Genomic DNA, 15,941 nt, shown 5'->3' with positions numbered 1-15,941 from the left:
TTATAAAAATGCTAATCTAAATCCACCATAAATATCAGCTTGTTTACTATCATTAATTGCTGCTGTAATTATAGAACCAGAGCCTAAATAAAATCCTCCAACTCTAAAACCAATTCCGCCATTAAATCCAGATATTTCATTGCTTGTCCAAGGAGAATAAACTTCAAAAAAGCCTAAATTTAGTCTTGGAGTAATAGTGAAACTATTTTGAGCAGTAATTTGATCGTTACTATTATCATCATTCACTTTTTGCTGAATATAACCAGAAACAAAGAGTCTCGAGATTATTTTTACATCTACATAAGCAGAGAAAATAGATGGAAGCTTTACTTTAAAGTCTTTCTTTTCAGGTTGCTTTGTTAAATAACCTTGACTGATTAATATGGTTTCAATCTGTTGAAGATTATCGATGTTTTCAAACTGATTTAGGTTTAAACCTAGAGGATTTGCAATGGTAGGTTGAATGTTTAAAGTGTAATTGGTGTTATAATTATTATTATCACTAAAGGTCATAGAGCCCATATTTCTAAGTGCTAAACCAGCGTTGAATTTGTATTTATTTTGATTTTTCTTCGGATTGGTTTCCGGCTCATCTTTCCATTGGAAGTTAATTCCGATATCACCTGAAAAACCGTTTAATCCTCCAAAAACCGATTTTGAATAATCCTCAAAATTTGAAAAACTATTGGCTAATGCTCCTGAGTAAGCAATATTTAAATTGGCAGTTGTATTGTTTAGATATACTTGAGAGCCAACATTATTAATTGTTCCATTAAATTTATCTAAACCCAAATTAGAATAAGAACCTGGAAACAACAATTTGAAAGTAGCACCAACATTTACTTTATATTTTTCTTTATCTAAAAGATTTTTAGACAGAGTAAAACCAACTTCACCCCAAGTTGTTCCTGTAAGTCTTTGGTTGTAATTATTATTAATTGAACTAGAACCTAAAACACTATTTAAACCTGAATTGACCAATGCGTCTCCAAGTTTTGTATCAATATCTACCGCATCAAGTTTGCCGTTTATTTTAGAAGTAATTGCCAAAGCCCAACTTTTGTGTTTTATAGCAAATCCTAATCCATAGGCTTCAGCGTCAACTCTAAGATTGACAGGTTCATTTCCTTTAAAAAGCAATGTTTCAATATCTTTATCAGATGTTAAATCACTAAATCCAATTTTGTTGTTTGCTACATTAAAACTAACTCCTACAACATTAATTTCAAATTTATTAGACATATTAGCTAATTCGGCAGGATTTATTGAAGTTGTCAAAATTCCTACTCTACTAGAATTGGTTAAACCCGCAAAATGGTCTTGTGAGAATGCCGTTACCGACATTAGAAATGAGGATAATAAGATGAATTTTTTCATAGATTATAATTGTAAATTTGGGTTAATAACAATTAAAACGCATAAAACCCTATGCGATTGTGGAGTAAAGTTAATCTTTTTAAATCGAATTCCAAATGGCATCCATTGGAGTAGAAGCAATTATTTCAATTTGTTCTTTTGAAACTGGATGAGTAAAAGCTAATTTTCGAGCATGAAGATGAATACCTCCATCAGGATTACTGCGGTCAAAACCATATTTTAAATCTCCTTTAATCGGACAACCAATGGCTTGTAATTGTGCGCGAATTTGATGATGTCTTCCTGTGTGAAGGTTGATTTCTAAAGCAAAATAATTATTTAATTCTTTGATGATTTTATAATCCAAAGAAGCTTTTTTGCTTTCAGGAACTTCTTTTAAATGCGCTTTGGAAGTATTGTTTTTTTCATTTCTTTTTAGAAAATGAATTAGGTTGTCTTCAGTTTTTGGTGGTTTGTTTTTTACAACAGCCCAATAGGTTTTATTGGTTTCACGTTCACTAAACATCTTGTTTAAACGTTCTAATGCTTTACTTGTTTTAGCAAAAACAACAATTCCAGTTGTAGGTCTATCCAATCGATGAACAACACCTAGAAAAACTTCTCCTGGTTTATTGTATTTATCTTTGATATATTCTTTAACAATTTCAGAAAGCGGCTTATCTCCAGTTTTATCACCTTGCACAATATCTCCAACACGTTTATTAATCACAATAATATGATTGTCTTCGTGAAGAATTTGTAGGTTGGATTTGTTGGAAACGATTTTCTCTGCCAAAATTACTATTTACTAATTACTATTCACTAATTACTAGTATTGTTCATTCGCATTAGGAAAATCTTGACTTTTTACATCAGCTACATAATTTCCAATAGCTTTCGTCATTTGATCGTATAAATCTAAATAACGGCGTAAGAATCTTGGACTGAATTCATTATTCATTCCAAGCATGTCATGAATTACAAGTACTTGTCCATCAACACCACTTCCGGCGCCAATACCGATAACAGGAATTGAAATGCTTTTAGAAACTTTTTCGGCTAAAGCAGCAGGAATTTTTTCTAGAACTAAAGCAAAACAGCCCAATTTTTCTAATAATTTGGCATCTTCAATCAATTTCTCTGCCTCAGCATCTTCTTTAGCACGAACGGTATAAGTTCCGAATTTGTAGATTGATTGTGGTGTTAAACCTAAATGTCCCATCACTGGAATTCCAGCAGCTAAGATTCTTTTTATAGATTGTTTGATTTCACTTCCACCTTCCAATTTTACTGCATGTCCACCAGATTCTTTCATGATTCTAATAGACGAACGCAATGCTTCTTTTGGGTCAGATTGATAACTTCCAAAAGGTAAATCTACTACAACCAAAGCTCTTTCAATAGCACGAACAACACCAGAGGCATGATAAATCATTTGGTCAAGAGTTATAGGTAAAGTCGTTTCGTGACCAGCCATTACATTACTAGCTGAATCTCCAACCAAAATTACGTCAACACCAGCAGTATCAACGATTTTTGCCATAGTGAAATCATAGGCGGTTAACATTGAAATTTTCTCGCCATTGGCTTTCATTTCAATTAATGATTTGGTTGTAATTCGTTTGTAATCTTTTTTGGCTACTGACATATTTAGACTTCTTTGATGATTAGATTTTTAGACTTCTTAGATTAAGAGGTTGTAAAAGTAATAAAATCGATTAGTTTTGTAATAAATACAACTAAAAATATACTAATATTCATGTAATTATAAATTTGTTCTAAAATGAAAAAAACAATATTTCTCTTAATAATGATTTTTGCTAATTCTATTCAAGCTCAAAATCAAGAAGTTCAGAAAGTTATTGAAACTTTTTTTGAAGGTTTTCATGCTAAAGATACTGTTAAAATGAAATCAGTTTGTTCAGATAAAATCATTCTTCAATCGATTATGGAAAATGTAAAAGGAGCCAAATTATCTGATGAATCGGCTAAAGAGTTCTATAATTCTATTGCAACTATTCCAAATGATTTTAAATTTGAAGAAAAGATTTTAAATTATTCTATTCAAGTTGATGGCACGATGGCACATGTTTGGACACCTTATGAATTCTACATAAATGGAAAATTAAGTCATTCTGGTGTGAATGCTTTTACACTTTTTAAGGAGAATGGTATTTGGAGAATCATCTATTGCATTGATACAAGAAGAAAATAGTTTATGAAAAATACATTTACAATTTTAACACTACTTATTTTCAGTCAACTATTTTCTCAAGAAAAGAGTGAACTAAAAACTACTTTTTCAGGATTTGTAGAAACTTACTATTCCTATGATTTTAATCAACCATTAAACGATTCAAAATTGCCATTTATGTACAATTACAATCGTCATAATGAGTTTAATATCAATATTGTATTACTACGTTCAAAAGTGGAATATGAAAATGCTTATGCAGTATTGTCTTTACAATCAGGAACTTATGTTGACGATAATTATGCCAACGAAAAGATAAAATATATAAGCGAAGCCTATGTGGGTTTGTACCTAGATCAATCAAAAAAACATTCAATCGAAGTTGGAATTTTACCAAGTTATTTAGGATTTGAATCTTCAACAACGGCAACTAATTTAACCTTAACACGTTCTATTTTAGCTGAAAATTCGCCTTATTTTATGACAGGAGTGAAATACAATTACAAACCATCAGACAAATGGAGTTTTGCTGCTTTATTGACCAATGGTTGGCAACGAATCAACAAACCTCAAAAGGATGTTGCACCATCTTTAGGAACTCAAATTGTTTATAAATCATCTGCAAATTCCACTTTAAATTGGAGCACTTTCGTAGGAAAAGAGTTTAATGGAATTGATTATACTATGCGTTATTTCAGTAATTTATATTTTGATAAAAAATGGAATGACAAATGGCGAACCATTGCAGGTTTTGATTATGGTTTGCAAGATTTAAGTTCAAAAAATAACTCATCTGCATCTTGGTTAAGTCCTGTTTTTATTGCCCAATATTCAATAAATCCAAAGTGGCAAACGGCTTTTAGAACCGAATATTACCAAGATGAAAAGAATGTGATTATTGCCACAAATGACGAATTTAAAACTCTTGGATTTTCGTTAAATTTTGATTATTTACCTAATTCAAAAGTGAAATTAAGAACAGAAGCTCGTTACTTTGATAGTAAGAAAGAAGTATTTGCCAAAGGTTCTGATTTAGTTAATTCCAATTTCTTTTTGACAACTAGTTTGAGTTTTGAGTTTTAATTCTAAATTAGCGTTTCATTCTACGATTTTAAATGAGTACAAGAATTCAAATTATAAAGCGCTATTTCCGTTCACTTTTTGACTTAAAAGGAAGTCAGGAAGATGAACTAGAAACCGACAGAGAAGTAAGAGAAGGTGTTGTTTTTAAAGGGAAAAACCTATGGCTTCTTGCTTTTGCGATATTCATTTCATGCATTGGATTAAACATTAATTCGAAAGCGGCTGTTATTGGTGCGATGATAATTTCACCATTGATGGGACCAATTTTTGGAATCGGTTTTTCATTAGGAGTTTCTGATTTAGATTTGTTAAAAGTTAGTATCCAAAATGCATTACGAATTGTACTTATAAGTTTATTCGTTGCAACAATTTACTATTTAATAACGCCTTATGCCATTGCAACCGATGAATTATTATCCTTTTCACATCCAACTATATTTGATGTTTTATTAGCTTTTATTGGTGGAATGGCAGGATTTATAGCTATTTCTCGTCACAATGGAACACAAGTTTTAATTGGAGTAGCTGTAGCAACTTCATGTATTCCTCCACTTTGTACAGCAAGTTTCGGATTAGCGACCTTGCAATGGGAATACTTTGTTGGCGGACTTTATACTTACTTCATCAATGCTCTTTTTATCTGTGTTGGAAGTTATATTATTGTCAAGTATTTAAAATTCAGTCCACATTCTAAGGAAAATGTAAAGCATGTAAATAGTTGGTTTGGAGTTTTGATTTTTCTTGCAATAATTCCTGCAATGTATTTAGCTTATAATTTTGCTGTAACAAATATTTATTTATCGAAAGCAAACCAATTTGTAACCAATGAAATTGATTCAAAATATCATGTGGTTCAGACCAAAATTGATAATAAAACTAAAGTAATTGAAGTTGATGTAACGGTTGAAAAATATGATGATTCATTGCAAAATTCAATTGAAAATAAACTTAAAAAAACTGATTTAAAAGATTCAAAAATTAGAATTTATCAAACTATTGAAGCAGGAAAAACCAATCAAAAAGAGTTCGATAAATTAAATTCTGAAATTGAGTTATTGAAATCTGAAATTGAAAAATTGAAAAATTAATTTTTAATACAAAAGATTATTTTTAGTTTAATTTAATTATACAATTTTTTAAATTTAAAGTGTAATATTGTTTGAACGTTGCACAACTAACTTTTTCATTAACAAATTAATATAAAATGTTATGAGAAAAGTTAGTCTAAAAAGTAGAAGTTTAGTATTGGTGATGATGGTTGCTGTTTTTGGTTTCTTCACAATTTCATGTAGTGATGATGATAATGACGGAGAAACATTGGCTCCTTTAACAGGAAAATGGAAGATTAATCAAGTAGGAACAACTGTAGCTGGAGTGGAAACATTGATTTCTGCACCTCAAAATCAAGCGGGTTGCGAAAAAGATTTTATGCAATTAAAATCGGACAATACCGTTGAAGAAGGCAACTATGACTCCACAATTGATCCTTGTGCATTATTCACAGATTTAGGTATTTATTCGCGATCAAATAACAATTTGACTAAAGTTATTGATGGTGTTACCACTACTCAAGATATTGTTAATCATACGTTGAGTGAACTAAAATTAAAAGATGCCAATGGTAATATTGAAGTATATATCAAATAAGTTACTTTACTATTTAAATTAAAAAGGAGATGATTTACTTTCATCTCCTTTTTTATGCTTAACAATCGGCAACATTCACGGCAACTGCCAAGCCACCTTCTGAAGTTTCCTTATATTTTGAATTCATGTCTTTAGCTGTTTGCCACATTGTATTAATTACTTTATCCAAAGGAACTTTAGCATTTTTTGCGTCGGTTTCCATAGCTAATTCGGCAGCATTTATGGCTTTAATGGCACCCATAGTATTTCTTTCTATACACGGAATTTGAACCAAACCACCAATAGGATCACATGTCAAACCTAGGTGATGTTCCATTGCGATTTCGGCTGCCATTTGTACTTGATCTGGAGTTCCACCCATAACTTCACACAACGCAGCTGCTGCCATAGCACTTGAAACTCCAATTTCTGCCTGACAACCACCCATTGCTGCTGATATAGTTGAACCTTTTTTGAAAATACTTCCAATTTCTCCTGCAACCATCAAAAATTGCTTGATTTCTTTTTCGCCAGCTTCGTGATTTTCTATAACCAAATAATACATCAAAACAGCAGGAATTACGCCAGCACTTCCATTGGTTGGAGCTGTTACAACTCTTCCTAAAGCTGCGTTTACTTCATTTACTGCCAAGGCAAAACACGAAACCCATTTTAGAATTTGACGGAATTTAACTTCGGTTTTACGAATACATTCTAACCATTCTTGAGGCGAATTATAATTGGATAAACCAATCAAACCTTGGTGCATATCAAAAGCTCTTCTACGTACATTCAATCCGCCAGGAAGTATACCTTCGCTGTGGCATCCAATGTACATACATTCTAACATGGTATTCCATATACGCATTAACTCTTTATCGATTTCCTCTTCCGAACGCATCGATTTTTCGTTTTCGTAAACTACTTCCGAAATAGATTTATTTAAAGAATTGCAATATTCTAATAATTCTTGAGCATTTTGAACTGGATACGGAAAAGCACATTTAATTTCTAATTTTTTCTTAGCATTGATACGTTCTTCTTTCACTACAAATCCGCCACCAATAGAGTAGAAGGTAGAAGTATATTCTTTGTTAGAAGTAAATGCTGTAAAAGTCATTCCGTTGGCATGAAATGGCAAAAAGTTTTTATTGAAAACAATATCTTTTTCAACATCAAAAGAAATTAAAAGCTGATTTCCCAATTTGAGTTTATGTGTTGATTTAATTGATTTTATAATTTTATCAATATTCTCAACTGGAATATATTCTGGGTCTTGTCCGCTCAAGCCTAACATTACTGCCAAATCAGTAGCGTGACCAACACCAGTTAATGATAGTGAACCATATAAATCTACTTTAACTCGAGTTGTAGTGTTTAGTAAATTTTCTTGATTTAATTCAGCCAAAAATCGTTCAGCGGCACGCCAAGGTCCAAGTGTATGAGAACTTGATGGTCCAACACCAATCTTTAACATATCAAAAACCGAGATGCATTCTTCCATAAACTGTAATAATTAGTAAAGCAAATATAAGGTTTAAAATGATAATTTGACAAAAATCCTAGAATTTGAATAGTAGTTTTTGATACTTTATTACTCAAATGTATTTTGAAATGAAGAAATCTAATTTAATAACATATCATTAGGAATTTTGTATTCACATTTTTAGTTCTTTTGCAAAAAAAAAAACTAAGATGCCCATCAACAAATATTTCCTTTCTGCCTTATCTGCTTTTATTATTTGGGGATTTTTTAGTTTGGCGCTAAAACCATTGCATAATTATGCTTCATTGGATATTTTATTTTTTCGAGTCTTTATTGCAACTGCTTGCTTATTAGCGCTTAATTTTGTTTTCAGAAAATCAGTTTTAGTTACTTCGTTAGAAACGTTTAAAAATTTTTCAAATAAAAAGCGAAGAACTACAATTATAATGACACTTTTAGGAGGATTTTTGTTAGTATTGAATTGGTTTTTGTTCATTTATGCTGTCAATCATGTTAGTTTGCAATCAGCTTCGTTTGCCTATATAATTTGTCCAATTATTACCACTGTTTTGGCTTTCATAATTTTGAAAGAAAAAATCAATTATTGGCAATGGTTTGCGGTTTTATTATGTGTAATTAGTTGTATAATATTATCATATGGAAATTTAAAAGATTTGATTTACAGTATAGTGATTGCCTTTTCCTTTGGATTATATCTTATTTCCCAAAGAAGAAATAATGACTTTGATAAATTTTTAATCTTGACGATTCAAATGGTATTTGCATCCATTATCTTATTACCATTTTATCCTAGTTATGGTGGAGCAATTCCAACAGAACCTTTATTTTATTCCTTGCTTTTAGTGATAGTAGTTTTGTTTACGATTATCCCATTGTTTTTGAATTTATATGCTCTTAAAGGATTGAATTCTTCAACAGTTGGAATATTGATGTATACCAATCCATTGATACATTTTTTCCTTGCAATTTGTTATTTTAAAGAATCGGTTTCTGTTGCACAGATTATTTCTTATTCATTGATAGCGTTGTCGATAGTTGTTTTTAATATCAAACAAATATTGACTTTAAGACAAAAAGAGTTCGTATACTTTAAAAAATAAATGTCAACTTGTCATATTTATATGTGTAAAACTGACAATTTATTCTCAAATTCCACTTGGCACAATCATTGTCATATCACAATCAAGTTGAAAAACTAAATAAAAACATTAAATAGAAAATTAAGAAAATGGGAAAAATTATTGGTATCGATTTAGGTACAACCAATTCTTGCGTGTCAGTTATGGAAGGTGGAGAACCAGTTGTAATTGCTAATGCAGAAGGAAAGAGAACTACACCATCTGTAATTGCATTTGTAGAAGGTGGCGAAATTAAAGTAGGTGACCCTGCAAAAAGACAGGCGGTAACAAATCCTACTAAAACCATAGCGTCAATTAAACGTTTTATGGGTAATAAATACTCAGAAAGTGCTAAAGAAGCATCGACTGTAGCTTATAAAGTTGTTAAAGGAGATAACGATACACCACGTGTTGATATTGACGGAAGACTTTATACACCACAAGAATTGTCAGCAATGACACTTCAAAAAATGAAAAAAACAGCTGAAGACTATTTAGGTCAAACAGTTACAGAGGCAGTTATCACTGTTCCAGCTTACTTTAACGATGCACAACGTCAAGCTACGAAAGAAGCAGGAGAAATTGCAGGTTTAAAAGTAATGCGTATCATCAATGAGCCAACTGCTGCGGCATTAGCTTACGGATTAGATAAAAAAGGAATTGACCAAAAAATTGCAGTTTACGATTTAGGTGGAGGTACATTTGATATCTCAGTTCTTGAATTAGGAGATGGAGTTTTTGAAGTATTATCTACAAATGGAGATACTCACTTAGGTGGAGATGATTTTGACCAAGTAATCATCGATTGGATGGCAAACGATTTTAATACTGAAGAAGGTGTTGATTTACGTAAAGATCCAATGGCATTACAACGTTTGAAAGAAGCTGCTGAAAAAGCTAAAATTGAATTGTCATCTTCAACTCAAACAGAAATTAACTTACCATACGTTACTGCAACGGCTTCAGGACCAAAACACTTAGTTAAAACATTAACTCGTGCTAAATTTGAGCAATTGTCAGAAACTTTAGTAAAACGTTCAATGGAACCAGTTGCTAAAGCATTAAAAGATGCAGGTTTATCTGTTTCAGATATTGACGAAGTGATTTTAGTTGGAGGTTCTACAAGAATTCCAGTTATCCAAGAACAAGTTGAAAAATTCTTTGGTAAAAAAGCATCTAAAGGAGTTAATCCTGATGAAGTTGTAGCAATTGGAGCTGCTATTCAAGGTGGAGTTTTAACAGGTGATGTAAAAGATGTATTGTTATTAGACGTTACACCTTTATCATTAGGAATTGAAACTATGGGTAATGTAATGACTAAATTAATTGAGTCTAACACTACCATTCCAACAAAAAAATCACAAATATTCTCAACAGCTGCTGACAATCAACCAAGTGTTGAAATTCACGTTATTCAAGGTGAAAGAACAATGGCTGCAGATAATAAAACAATCGGTCGTTTCCACTTAGACGGAATTCCACCAGCACCAAGAGGAGTTCCTCAAATTGAAGTTACTTTTGATATTGATGCTAATGGTATCATCAAAGTTTCTGCAACTGATAAAGGAACAGGTAAATCTCACGATATTCGTATCGAAGCTTCATCTGGTTTAACAGCAGAAGAAATCGAAAGAATGAAAAAAGATGCTGAAATGAATGCTGAAAGCGACAGATTGGCTAAAGAAAAAGCTGATAAATTAAATGAGGCAGACAGTATGATTTTCCAAACAGAAAGTCAATTGAAAGAACTTGGTGATAAATTATCTGACGATCATAAAGTAGGAATCGAATCAGCTTTAACGGAATTGAGAATGGCACACCAAAATCAAGATTTAGAAGCAATTCAAAAAGGTCTTGACAATGTAAACGCTGCTTGGAAAGTTGCTACAGAAGCAATGTACGCTCAAGGTGACCAAGGTCAAACTCAAGAAGCTCAACCACAAGCTGATGCAAGTGGTGATCAAACTCAAGATGTTGATTTTGAAGAAGTAAAATAATAAATTTTATTATAGATTTAAAAACCGAGTTAGAAATAGCTCGGTTTTTTTTTATGCTTTATTTTGCATTTTGATTATTACAATTGTATGCGGAAAAGTTATTGCTGCTAGAAAAGAGAAGAACAAAGCATTAAAAATTTCTTTATCCTTAAAAAGAAAATATAAAATGGCAATTCCAAAGAGTGAAATTATCCAATAGATGAATGCAGATTTAAAATAACGTTTGAAGTTTTTAAAACTATAACTTCCATATAAAAATTGAATTTGTTCTTTGATAGAAGGAAAACTATGCCATACCACAAAATAGATGGCAAAGGCCCAAATTAAATCAGCTGTTTTAAATACAATTGCAAATACTAATAGGTAAAAGATATTTAGAATTATTTCTGATTTGAATTTAGTAGTTTTTCTGTTAAGTAAAAAACCAGAAATTATCAAAAGTATTCCTATTACTAATGTTATCATTCTGAAATCTAACAATTCAATTGAAGTCTTAGAGATTTGAAAAATAATTTGTTTGACTTCCAACTCATGAAATTGAAACAATAAAAAGAGAATAAACAATCCATATATAGTTTGAAAGATTGTTAGTATTGTATTGTTTCCTTTATCTTTAAGTTTGTTCCAGTGTTGCTCTCCAAAGTGATATCCGCTGAAAAGTATAAACAATACCAAAGCCATAATTGGAAAACTATAAAAAAGTAATGCACCTAAAATTACAACACCAATATAATAGAGAATGATTTTTTTTAGAGAAATAGTATTTTTTTTCTCATTTATTTTTTGATATAATGATAAATCATTGGCTCCATGTAGGATTCCGAATAAGAATATTACTACAAATCCAATAACTTGTTGATACTTGTGAGAAAAAAACATATTAATCCACAAGGCAAAAAAACTTATTAATATGGCTATCTTGTTGGAATGTGACATAATATTTGTAATTAATTTTGTTTAAAGATATGTAAAAAATGTTAAACACTTTTATTTTTTTTGTTTATTGTTTTTTAAATTTGGTTAAACAAATAACTTAAATTTTTATACTATGTCAAATTTATTATCAATTTCATTGGTTTCTAAAATGTTGCCAACTGACTATGTTGGATTCACATTTTTTATTGGATGCATGGCCATGATGGCTGCATCAGCATTTTTCTTTTTATCATTAAGTCAGTTTGATAAGAAGTGGCGTGTTTCAGTTTTAGTTTCAGGTTTAATTACCTTTATTGCAGCGGTTCACTATTTCTACATGAGAGATTATTGGGCAAGTTTTGGAGAATCACCAACTTTTTTCCGTTATGTGGATTGGGTTTTAACCGTTCCTTTGATGTGTTTAGAGTTTTATTTAATTCTGAAAATTGCTGGCGCTAAACAATCATTATTATGGAAAATGATTATTTATTCGTTAGTGATGTTAGTTACAGGATACTTTGGTGAAGCTGTAGATCCAGGTAATGCTTGGATTTGGGGATTAGTTTCTGGAATAGCTTATTTCGCTATTGTATACGAAATTTGGTTAGGAGAAGCATCAAAATTAGCTGCTGCTGCTGGAGGAGAAGTTCTTGCATCACACAAAATCTTATGTTGGTTTGTACTTGTTGGTTGGGCAATTTATCCATTAGGATACATGTTAGGAACTGACGGTTGGTACACAGGATTGTTAGGAAAAGGAAATGTTGATGTTGCTTACAACATTGCTGATGCTATTAACAAAATTGGTTTTGGCTTGGTAATTTACAACCTAGCAGTAAAATCAACAAAAGAATAGTTTTAAGTTTTTATTGGTTGAAACCGTCTTGTTCCCATAGCAAGGCGGTTTTTTTATTTAACATATACTAAATAAATATTTTTGTATATTGCTATCCTATTAAACCATAACACTATTATGAAAAATTTTGTTTTATTTACATTAATTGCTCTTTGTAGCATTACAAGTTATTCTCAAAAGAAAAAATCTACAGTTAAAAAAGCGGTTGCAACTTCTAAAGGAGTTTTAGCCAAAGTTGATAACTTGGTAGCCGAAGTTAAAGCTGGTAATTTTCAATTGACTATTGATGGTAAAGATGCTATTGTCGTAAAACCTGCTGATGCAAAATTCACTCCAACTGATGTCAAATTGAAATCATTTACTGCTAGTGGCGTAAAATTATATCTATTGTCTTGGACAGAAAAAACGTTAAATAAAACCGATTTAAAAACAGAAGATATTACAACTGTTTATTCTAATGTTTATGAAATAACTTCTAAGAAACAAGTTTTTTACAACACCCAACTAACAAATCATATTGTTGAAAAAGTATTCCTTGATCGATTAAAAAATGCTTCAGAAACCCAAGAGCGAATGAGAAGAGAAGGGTTTGAGTTTACTCTAAATGCAGATGGAACTATTACTCAAAAAAACAAAACGCAAGAAAATAAATTAATTTATGATGCCACGAAAATGGAGTTTGTAAATTCAAAGAAAAAATAAAAAAAATTAAAAAACCGAGTTAGTGAGCTCGGTTTTTTTTTATTCTTGAAAGTATGAATTGTTTTATCTTATGAGAAAACTTTTTATTGACATGGTTTTCTGAAGTAGCATAACGCATGCACATTATTTCATTAGATTCTGATCCTTCTGTAGTTTGGTCAAATATGTTTTTTTGACACAAATTACAAAATCTAACCTTTTCGTTTGGTGAAAGTTCTAGCCAATTTTCTTGACAAGATTTTGGCATTTTATTGTTCATCAGTTTATTGATTTATTTTTATCTCAAACATTTTATCCCAATTTTTTCCAGTGACAAAAAAGGTTTTAGTCGCAGGATTATAGGCAATTCCATTAAGGACATCTCTTTCTGCGATTGGTGTAGTTTTACCTTCTAATTCTGCCAAGTTAATAACTCCTTCTACAACACCATTTGTAGGATTTATAATTACAATGGCATTTTTTTGGTAAACATTACTGTAAATTTTTCCATCAACCCATTCTAATTCGTTTAGTTCTTTTACTTTGGTATCTTTTGAATATACATTCACATAATCAACAACACTCAAATCTTCCGGATTTAACTTATAAATTTTTTCAGAACCATCAGATTGATATAAATATTTACCATCATTAGTTAATCCCCAACCTTCAATTTTTTTAGTATAAGGAAGCTCTTTTATTTTTTTCAATGTTTTGGCATCATAAACAAATGCGGTAGTTTCTTCCCAAGTAAGTTGGTAAATTTTATCGTTTAAGAAAGTAATTCCTTCACCAAAAAAGCGAGGTTCTAAATCAATTTTTAGATCAATATTTCCTGTTTTGTAATTCGTTTTTCTTAGAGTAGATTCTCCTCTTTGTCCAGTTCCTTCATATAAAACACCATTATAAAACTCTAATCCTTGTGTATAAGCTTTGTTATCATGAGGATAAGTATTTATAAGTGTGAATTTTAGAATTTTAGGTTCCAAATTTGAAATAACTTCAATTCTTGTCGAATCTAGTTCGGTAGCACCATCATAATGGATAGCAGCTTTTATATTTTGATATCCTAATTTTTGATTTTTTAAAGGAAACGAAAAACTAGAATTACTTTTGCTTGAACCTACTTTTTTATCATTAATGGTATAAACAACACTATCAATTTTTTGAGTTTTGGGATTATCAACTTCAAGATTTAATATATCTTCGGTAGTGTATTGAGCTTTTATTTTGCTCTCATTTATGGTAAAAAAATCTTCATCAGTAGTTTTACAACTGAAAGACAATCCGGCTAATAAAATGACAGCTAATGATTTATAATTTTTCATCTGATTTTAATTCTATTTATAGATACAAATGTATTATTTAAGATGTTAATTTCTTGCAAAAATATAAAAAGATTGTATCTTTGCATCGGCAAGTCCTACACGACCAGCTCCTGCAGAATCCTCCAGGATGGGAACATAGCAAAGGTATGTGGTTGTAGCGGTGCGATGTAGGTCGCTTGCCATCTTTTTATTCCGAACTCGTTTCGGAATTTATTTTTTATATTTGTTTGTAATTAAACAAATTAACTTCAACGCTCCTTTAATGAATTTATCTTGGCAAATAGTTCGATTAGAATTAAAGGAAACTTTCTCTATTTCTTATGGAAATTATACTTTTAGAGAAGCACTAATTGTTTCGTTGAAAAATCACAATACAATTGGTTATGGTGAATGTACCGCAATTGATTATTATCAAATAAACTTACAAGATTTTGTTCAAAAATTAGAAGTAATTAAAGAACAAATTGAATTTCAAAAGATAAATCATCCTATTGAATTTTATACTTTTTTATTGACTTTAGACTTGCCAAGTTTCTTGCGTTCGGCATTAGATTGTGCTTATTGGGATTTATTTGGAAAACTAGAGAACAAATCGTTTTTAGAATTAAATGCGATAGAAATAAATCAACTTCCTGAATCGTCAATAACTATAAGTGTTGATTCTATTGAAAATCAAATTCAGAAAATAAAGAAATCTTCTTGGAATAAATTTAAAGTAAAGTGCAATCATTTCAATAAAAGTGAGATTAAATCTTTACTTGAATTAAGTTATGATATTGCGTTAGATTCCAACGGAAGTTTTGATAAAGAAAATTGTATTTGGTTGCAAAATGAAATCGCTTCAGAAAAGTTTTCTTACTTGGAACAACCTATGAAAAAAGGTCAAGAAAATTATGAAATTTTAAACGCTAATTTGCATTCCAATTGGATGGCGGATGAAGATTGTCAAGATATAACTTCGTTAGAACAATTGAAACCTCATTTTAAAAGTATCAATATCAAATTAGTAAAATGTGGTGGATTAACTCCAGCATTGGATATGATTCAAAAGGCTAGAAGTTTGAAGTATCAAATTATGATTGGCTGTATGACAGAATCATCTGTTGGTATTTCTGCTGGTTCGGTTTTAGCACCATTATGTGATTTTGCCGATTTGGATGGAGCTAATTTAGTTGCTAACGATATTGCAAAAGGAAGTCAAATTGTAAATGGTACAATCCAAATTTCTGAAAAACCAGGATTTGGAATTTCTATTATCTAAATTAGAATTTCTATCTTTA

The 15,941-nt window shown here is 30.8% G+C and carries 16 protein-coding genes and 1 other RNA gene; 10 read left to right on the top strand and 7 right to left on the bottom strand.

Annotation, left to right across the window (positions count from 1 at the left end):
* From ABD766_RS13175 to panB, 3 genes are all read right to left on the bottom strand, one after another.
* A complete protein-coding gene (locus tag ABD766_RS13175) occupies window positions 1–1,377 on the bottom strand; it encodes a hypothetical protein (RefSeq protein ID WP_344817113.1) in 1,377 nt (458 codons plus the stop codon).
* 79 nt (window positions 1,378–1,456) lie between these two features.
* A complete protein-coding gene (locus ABD766_RS13170) occupies window positions 1,457–2,152 on the bottom strand; it encodes an RluA family pseudouridine synthase (RefSeq protein WP_344817112.1) in 696 nt (231 codons plus the stop codon).
* Between the two features lie 33 nt (window positions 2,153–2,185).
* Window positions 2,186–3,004: a 3-methyl-2-oxobutanoate hydroxymethyltransferase gene (panB, locus tag ABD766_RS13165; RefSeq protein ID WP_298306090.1), complete on the bottom strand. Its 819-nt coding sequence runs from the start codon at window positions 3,002–3,004 to the stop codon at window positions 2,186–2,188.
* Window positions 3,005–3,139: 135 nt separating this feature from the next.
* Between panB and ABD766_RS13160 the strand changes: the two genes are divergently transcribed.
* The 4 genes from ABD766_RS13160 (at window position 3,140) to ABD766_RS13145 (ending at window position 6,280) form a co-directional block, all read left to right on the top strand.
* Window positions 3,140–3,571 (top strand): nuclear transport factor 2 family protein, encoded by a 432-nt coding sequence (locus ABD766_RS13160; RefSeq protein ID WP_344817111.1) that lies wholly within the window; start codon window positions 3,140–3,142, stop codon window positions 3,569–3,571.
* Window positions 3,572–3,574: 3 nt separating this feature from the next.
* The gene (locus tag ABD766_RS13155) at window positions 3,575–4,633 is read left to right on the top strand and encodes a porin (protein WP_344817110.1); all 1,059 of its coding nucleotides are present in this window, start codon (window positions 3,575–3,577) and stop codon (window positions 4,631–4,633) included.
* Window positions 4,634–4,665: 32 nt separating this feature from the next.
* Window positions 4,666–5,721 carry a DUF389 domain-containing protein gene (locus ABD766_RS13150; protein WP_344817109.1) on the top strand — a complete coding sequence of 352 codons (1,056 nt, stop codon included), beginning with the start codon at window positions 4,666–4,668 and terminating at the stop codon, window positions 5,719–5,721.
* Between the two features lie 121 nt (window positions 5,722–5,842).
* Entirely contained in the window at window positions 5,843–6,280 is a 438-nt protein-coding gene (locus tag ABD766_RS13145; RefSeq protein ID WP_344817108.1) for a hypothetical protein, read from the top strand.
* 58 nt (window positions 6,281–6,338) lie between these two features.
* On the opposite strand, the gene ABD766_RS13140 is transcribed toward ABD766_RS13145, so the two are convergent.
* Complete coding sequence (locus ABD766_RS13140) at window positions 6,339–7,763, bottom strand: L-serine ammonia-lyase (protein WP_344817107.1); 1,425 nt, start codon at window positions 7,761–7,763, stop codon at window positions 6,339–6,341.
* Between the two features lie 191 nt (window positions 7,764–7,954).
* Between ABD766_RS13140 and ABD766_RS13135 the strand changes: the two genes are divergently transcribed.
* Window positions 7,955–8,866, top strand: a complete 912-nt coding sequence (locus ABD766_RS13135) for an EamA family transporter (RefSeq protein ID WP_344817105.1) — start codon at window positions 7,955–7,957, stop codon at window positions 8,864–8,866.
* Between the two features lie 128 nt (window positions 8,867–8,994).
* Entirely contained in the window at window positions 8,995–10,881 is a 1,887-nt protein-coding gene (dnaK, locus tag ABD766_RS13130) for a molecular chaperone DnaK (protein WP_344817104.1), read from the top strand.
* 51 nt (window positions 10,882–10,932) lie between these two features.
* Here the strand turns inward: dnaK and ABD766_RS13125 are convergent, their stop codons facing one another.
* Window positions 10,933–11,817: a Brp/Blh family beta-carotene 15,15'-dioxygenase gene (locus tag ABD766_RS13125; RefSeq protein ID WP_344817103.1), complete on the bottom strand. Its 885-nt coding sequence runs from the start codon at window positions 11,815–11,817 to the stop codon at window positions 10,933–10,935.
* Window positions 11,818–11,929: 112 nt separating this feature from the next.
* Between ABD766_RS13125 and ABD766_RS13120 the strand changes: the two genes are divergently transcribed.
* Window positions 11,930–12,652, top strand: coding sequence for a bacteriorhodopsin-like (locus ABD766_RS13120; protein WP_298305247.1), 723 nt, complete (start codon window positions 11,930–11,932; stop codon window positions 12,650–12,652).
* 117 nt (window positions 12,653–12,769) lie between these two features.
* Window positions 12,770–13,354, top strand: coding sequence for a hypothetical protein (locus ABD766_RS13115; protein WP_344817102.1), 585 nt, complete (start codon window positions 12,770–12,772; stop codon window positions 13,352–13,354).
* A 19-nt stretch (window positions 13,355–13,373) separates the two neighbouring features.
* On the opposite strand, the gene ABD766_RS13110 is transcribed toward ABD766_RS13115, so the two are convergent.
* Window positions 13,374–13,613 carry a hypothetical protein gene (locus ABD766_RS13110; RefSeq protein ID WP_344817101.1) on the bottom strand — a complete coding sequence of 80 codons (240 nt, stop codon included), beginning with the start codon at window positions 13,611–13,613 and terminating at the stop codon, window positions 13,374–13,376.
* A gap of 4 nt (window positions 13,614–13,617) precedes the next feature.
* On the bottom strand, window positions 13,618–14,661 hold the full coding sequence (locus ABD766_RS13105; RefSeq protein ID WP_344817100.1) for a glutaminyl-peptide cyclotransferase: 1,044 nt from the start codon (window positions 14,659–14,661) through the stop codon (window positions 13,618–13,620).
* Window positions 14,662–14,747: 86 nt separating this feature from the next.
* Between ABD766_RS13105 and ffs the strand changes: the two genes are divergently transcribed.
* An RNA gene (ffs, locus tag ABD766_RS13100) (signal recognition particle sRNA small type) lies at window positions 14,748–14,845 on the top strand.
* Between the two features lie 78 nt (window positions 14,846–14,923).
* A complete protein-coding gene (locus ABD766_RS13095) occupies window positions 14,924–15,922 on the top strand; it encodes an enolase C-terminal domain-like protein (protein ID WP_344817099.1) in 999 nt (332 codons plus the stop codon).
* Window positions 15,923–15,941 lie beyond the last annotated feature (19 nt).

It is taken from the genome of Flavobacterium cheonanense (assembly GCF_039539185.1).
Lineage (GTDB): Bacteria > Bacteroidota > Bacteroidia > Flavobacteriales > Flavobacteriaceae > Flavobacterium > Flavobacterium cheonanense.
The sequence above is the reverse complement of the archived record's forward strand: the minus strand, read 5'-3'. Positions and strand labels throughout refer to the sequence as shown.

Coding starts and splice junctions, on each gene's coding strand:
- ABD766_RS13160 (WP_344817111.1), top strand. CDS start 3,140: ATGAAAAAAACAATATTTCTCTTAATAATGATTTTTGCTAATTCTATT.
- ABD766_RS13135 (WP_344817105.1), top strand. CDS start 7,955: ATGCCCATCAACAAATATTTCCTTTCTGCCTTATCTGCTTTTATTATT.
- ABD766_RS13105 (WP_344817100.1), bottom strand. CDS start 14,661: ATGAAAAATTATAAATCATTAGCTGTCATTTTATTAGCCGGATTGTCT.
- ABD766_RS13115 (WP_344817102.1), top strand. CDS start 12,770: ATGAAAAATTTTGTTTTATTTACATTAATTGCTCTTTGTAGCATTACA.
- ABD766_RS13095 (WP_344817099.1), top strand. CDS start 14,924: ATGAATTTATCTTGGCAAATAGTTCGATTAGAATTAAAGGAAACTTTC.
- ABD766_RS13140 (WP_344817107.1), bottom strand. CDS start 7,763: ATGGAAGAATGCATCTCGGTTTTTGATATGTTAAAGATTGGTGTTGGA.
- ABD766_RS13125 (WP_344817103.1), bottom strand. CDS start 11,817: ATGTCACATTCCAACAAGATAGCCATATTAATAAGTTTTTTTGCCTTG.
- panB (WP_298306090.1), bottom strand. CDS start 3,004: ATGTCAGTAGCCAAAAAAGATTACAAACGAATTACAACCAAATCATTA.
- ABD766_RS13150 (WP_344817109.1), top strand. CDS start 4,666: ATGAGTACAAGAATTCAAATTATAAAGCGCTATTTCCGTTCACTTTTT.
- ABD766_RS13120 (WP_298305247.1), top strand. CDS start 11,930: ATGTCAAATTTATTATCAATTTCATTGGTTTCTAAAATGTTGCCAACT.
- dnaK (WP_344817104.1), top strand. CDS start 8,995: ATGGGAAAAATTATTGGTATCGATTTAGGTACAACCAATTCTTGCGTG.
- ABD766_RS13145 (WP_344817108.1), top strand. CDS start 5,843: ATGAGAAAAGTTAGTCTAAAAAGTAGAAGTTTAGTATTGGTGATGATG.
- ABD766_RS13155 (WP_344817110.1), top strand. CDS start 3,575: ATGAAAAATACATTTACAATTTTAACACTACTTATTTTCAGTCAACTA.
- ABD766_RS13110 (WP_344817101.1), bottom strand. CDS start 13,613: ATGAACAATAAAATGCCAAAATCTTGTCAAGAAAATTGGCTAGAACTT.
- ABD766_RS13175 (WP_344817113.1), bottom strand. CDS start 1,377: ATGAAAAAATTCATCTTATTATCCTCATTTCTAATGTCGGTAACGGCA.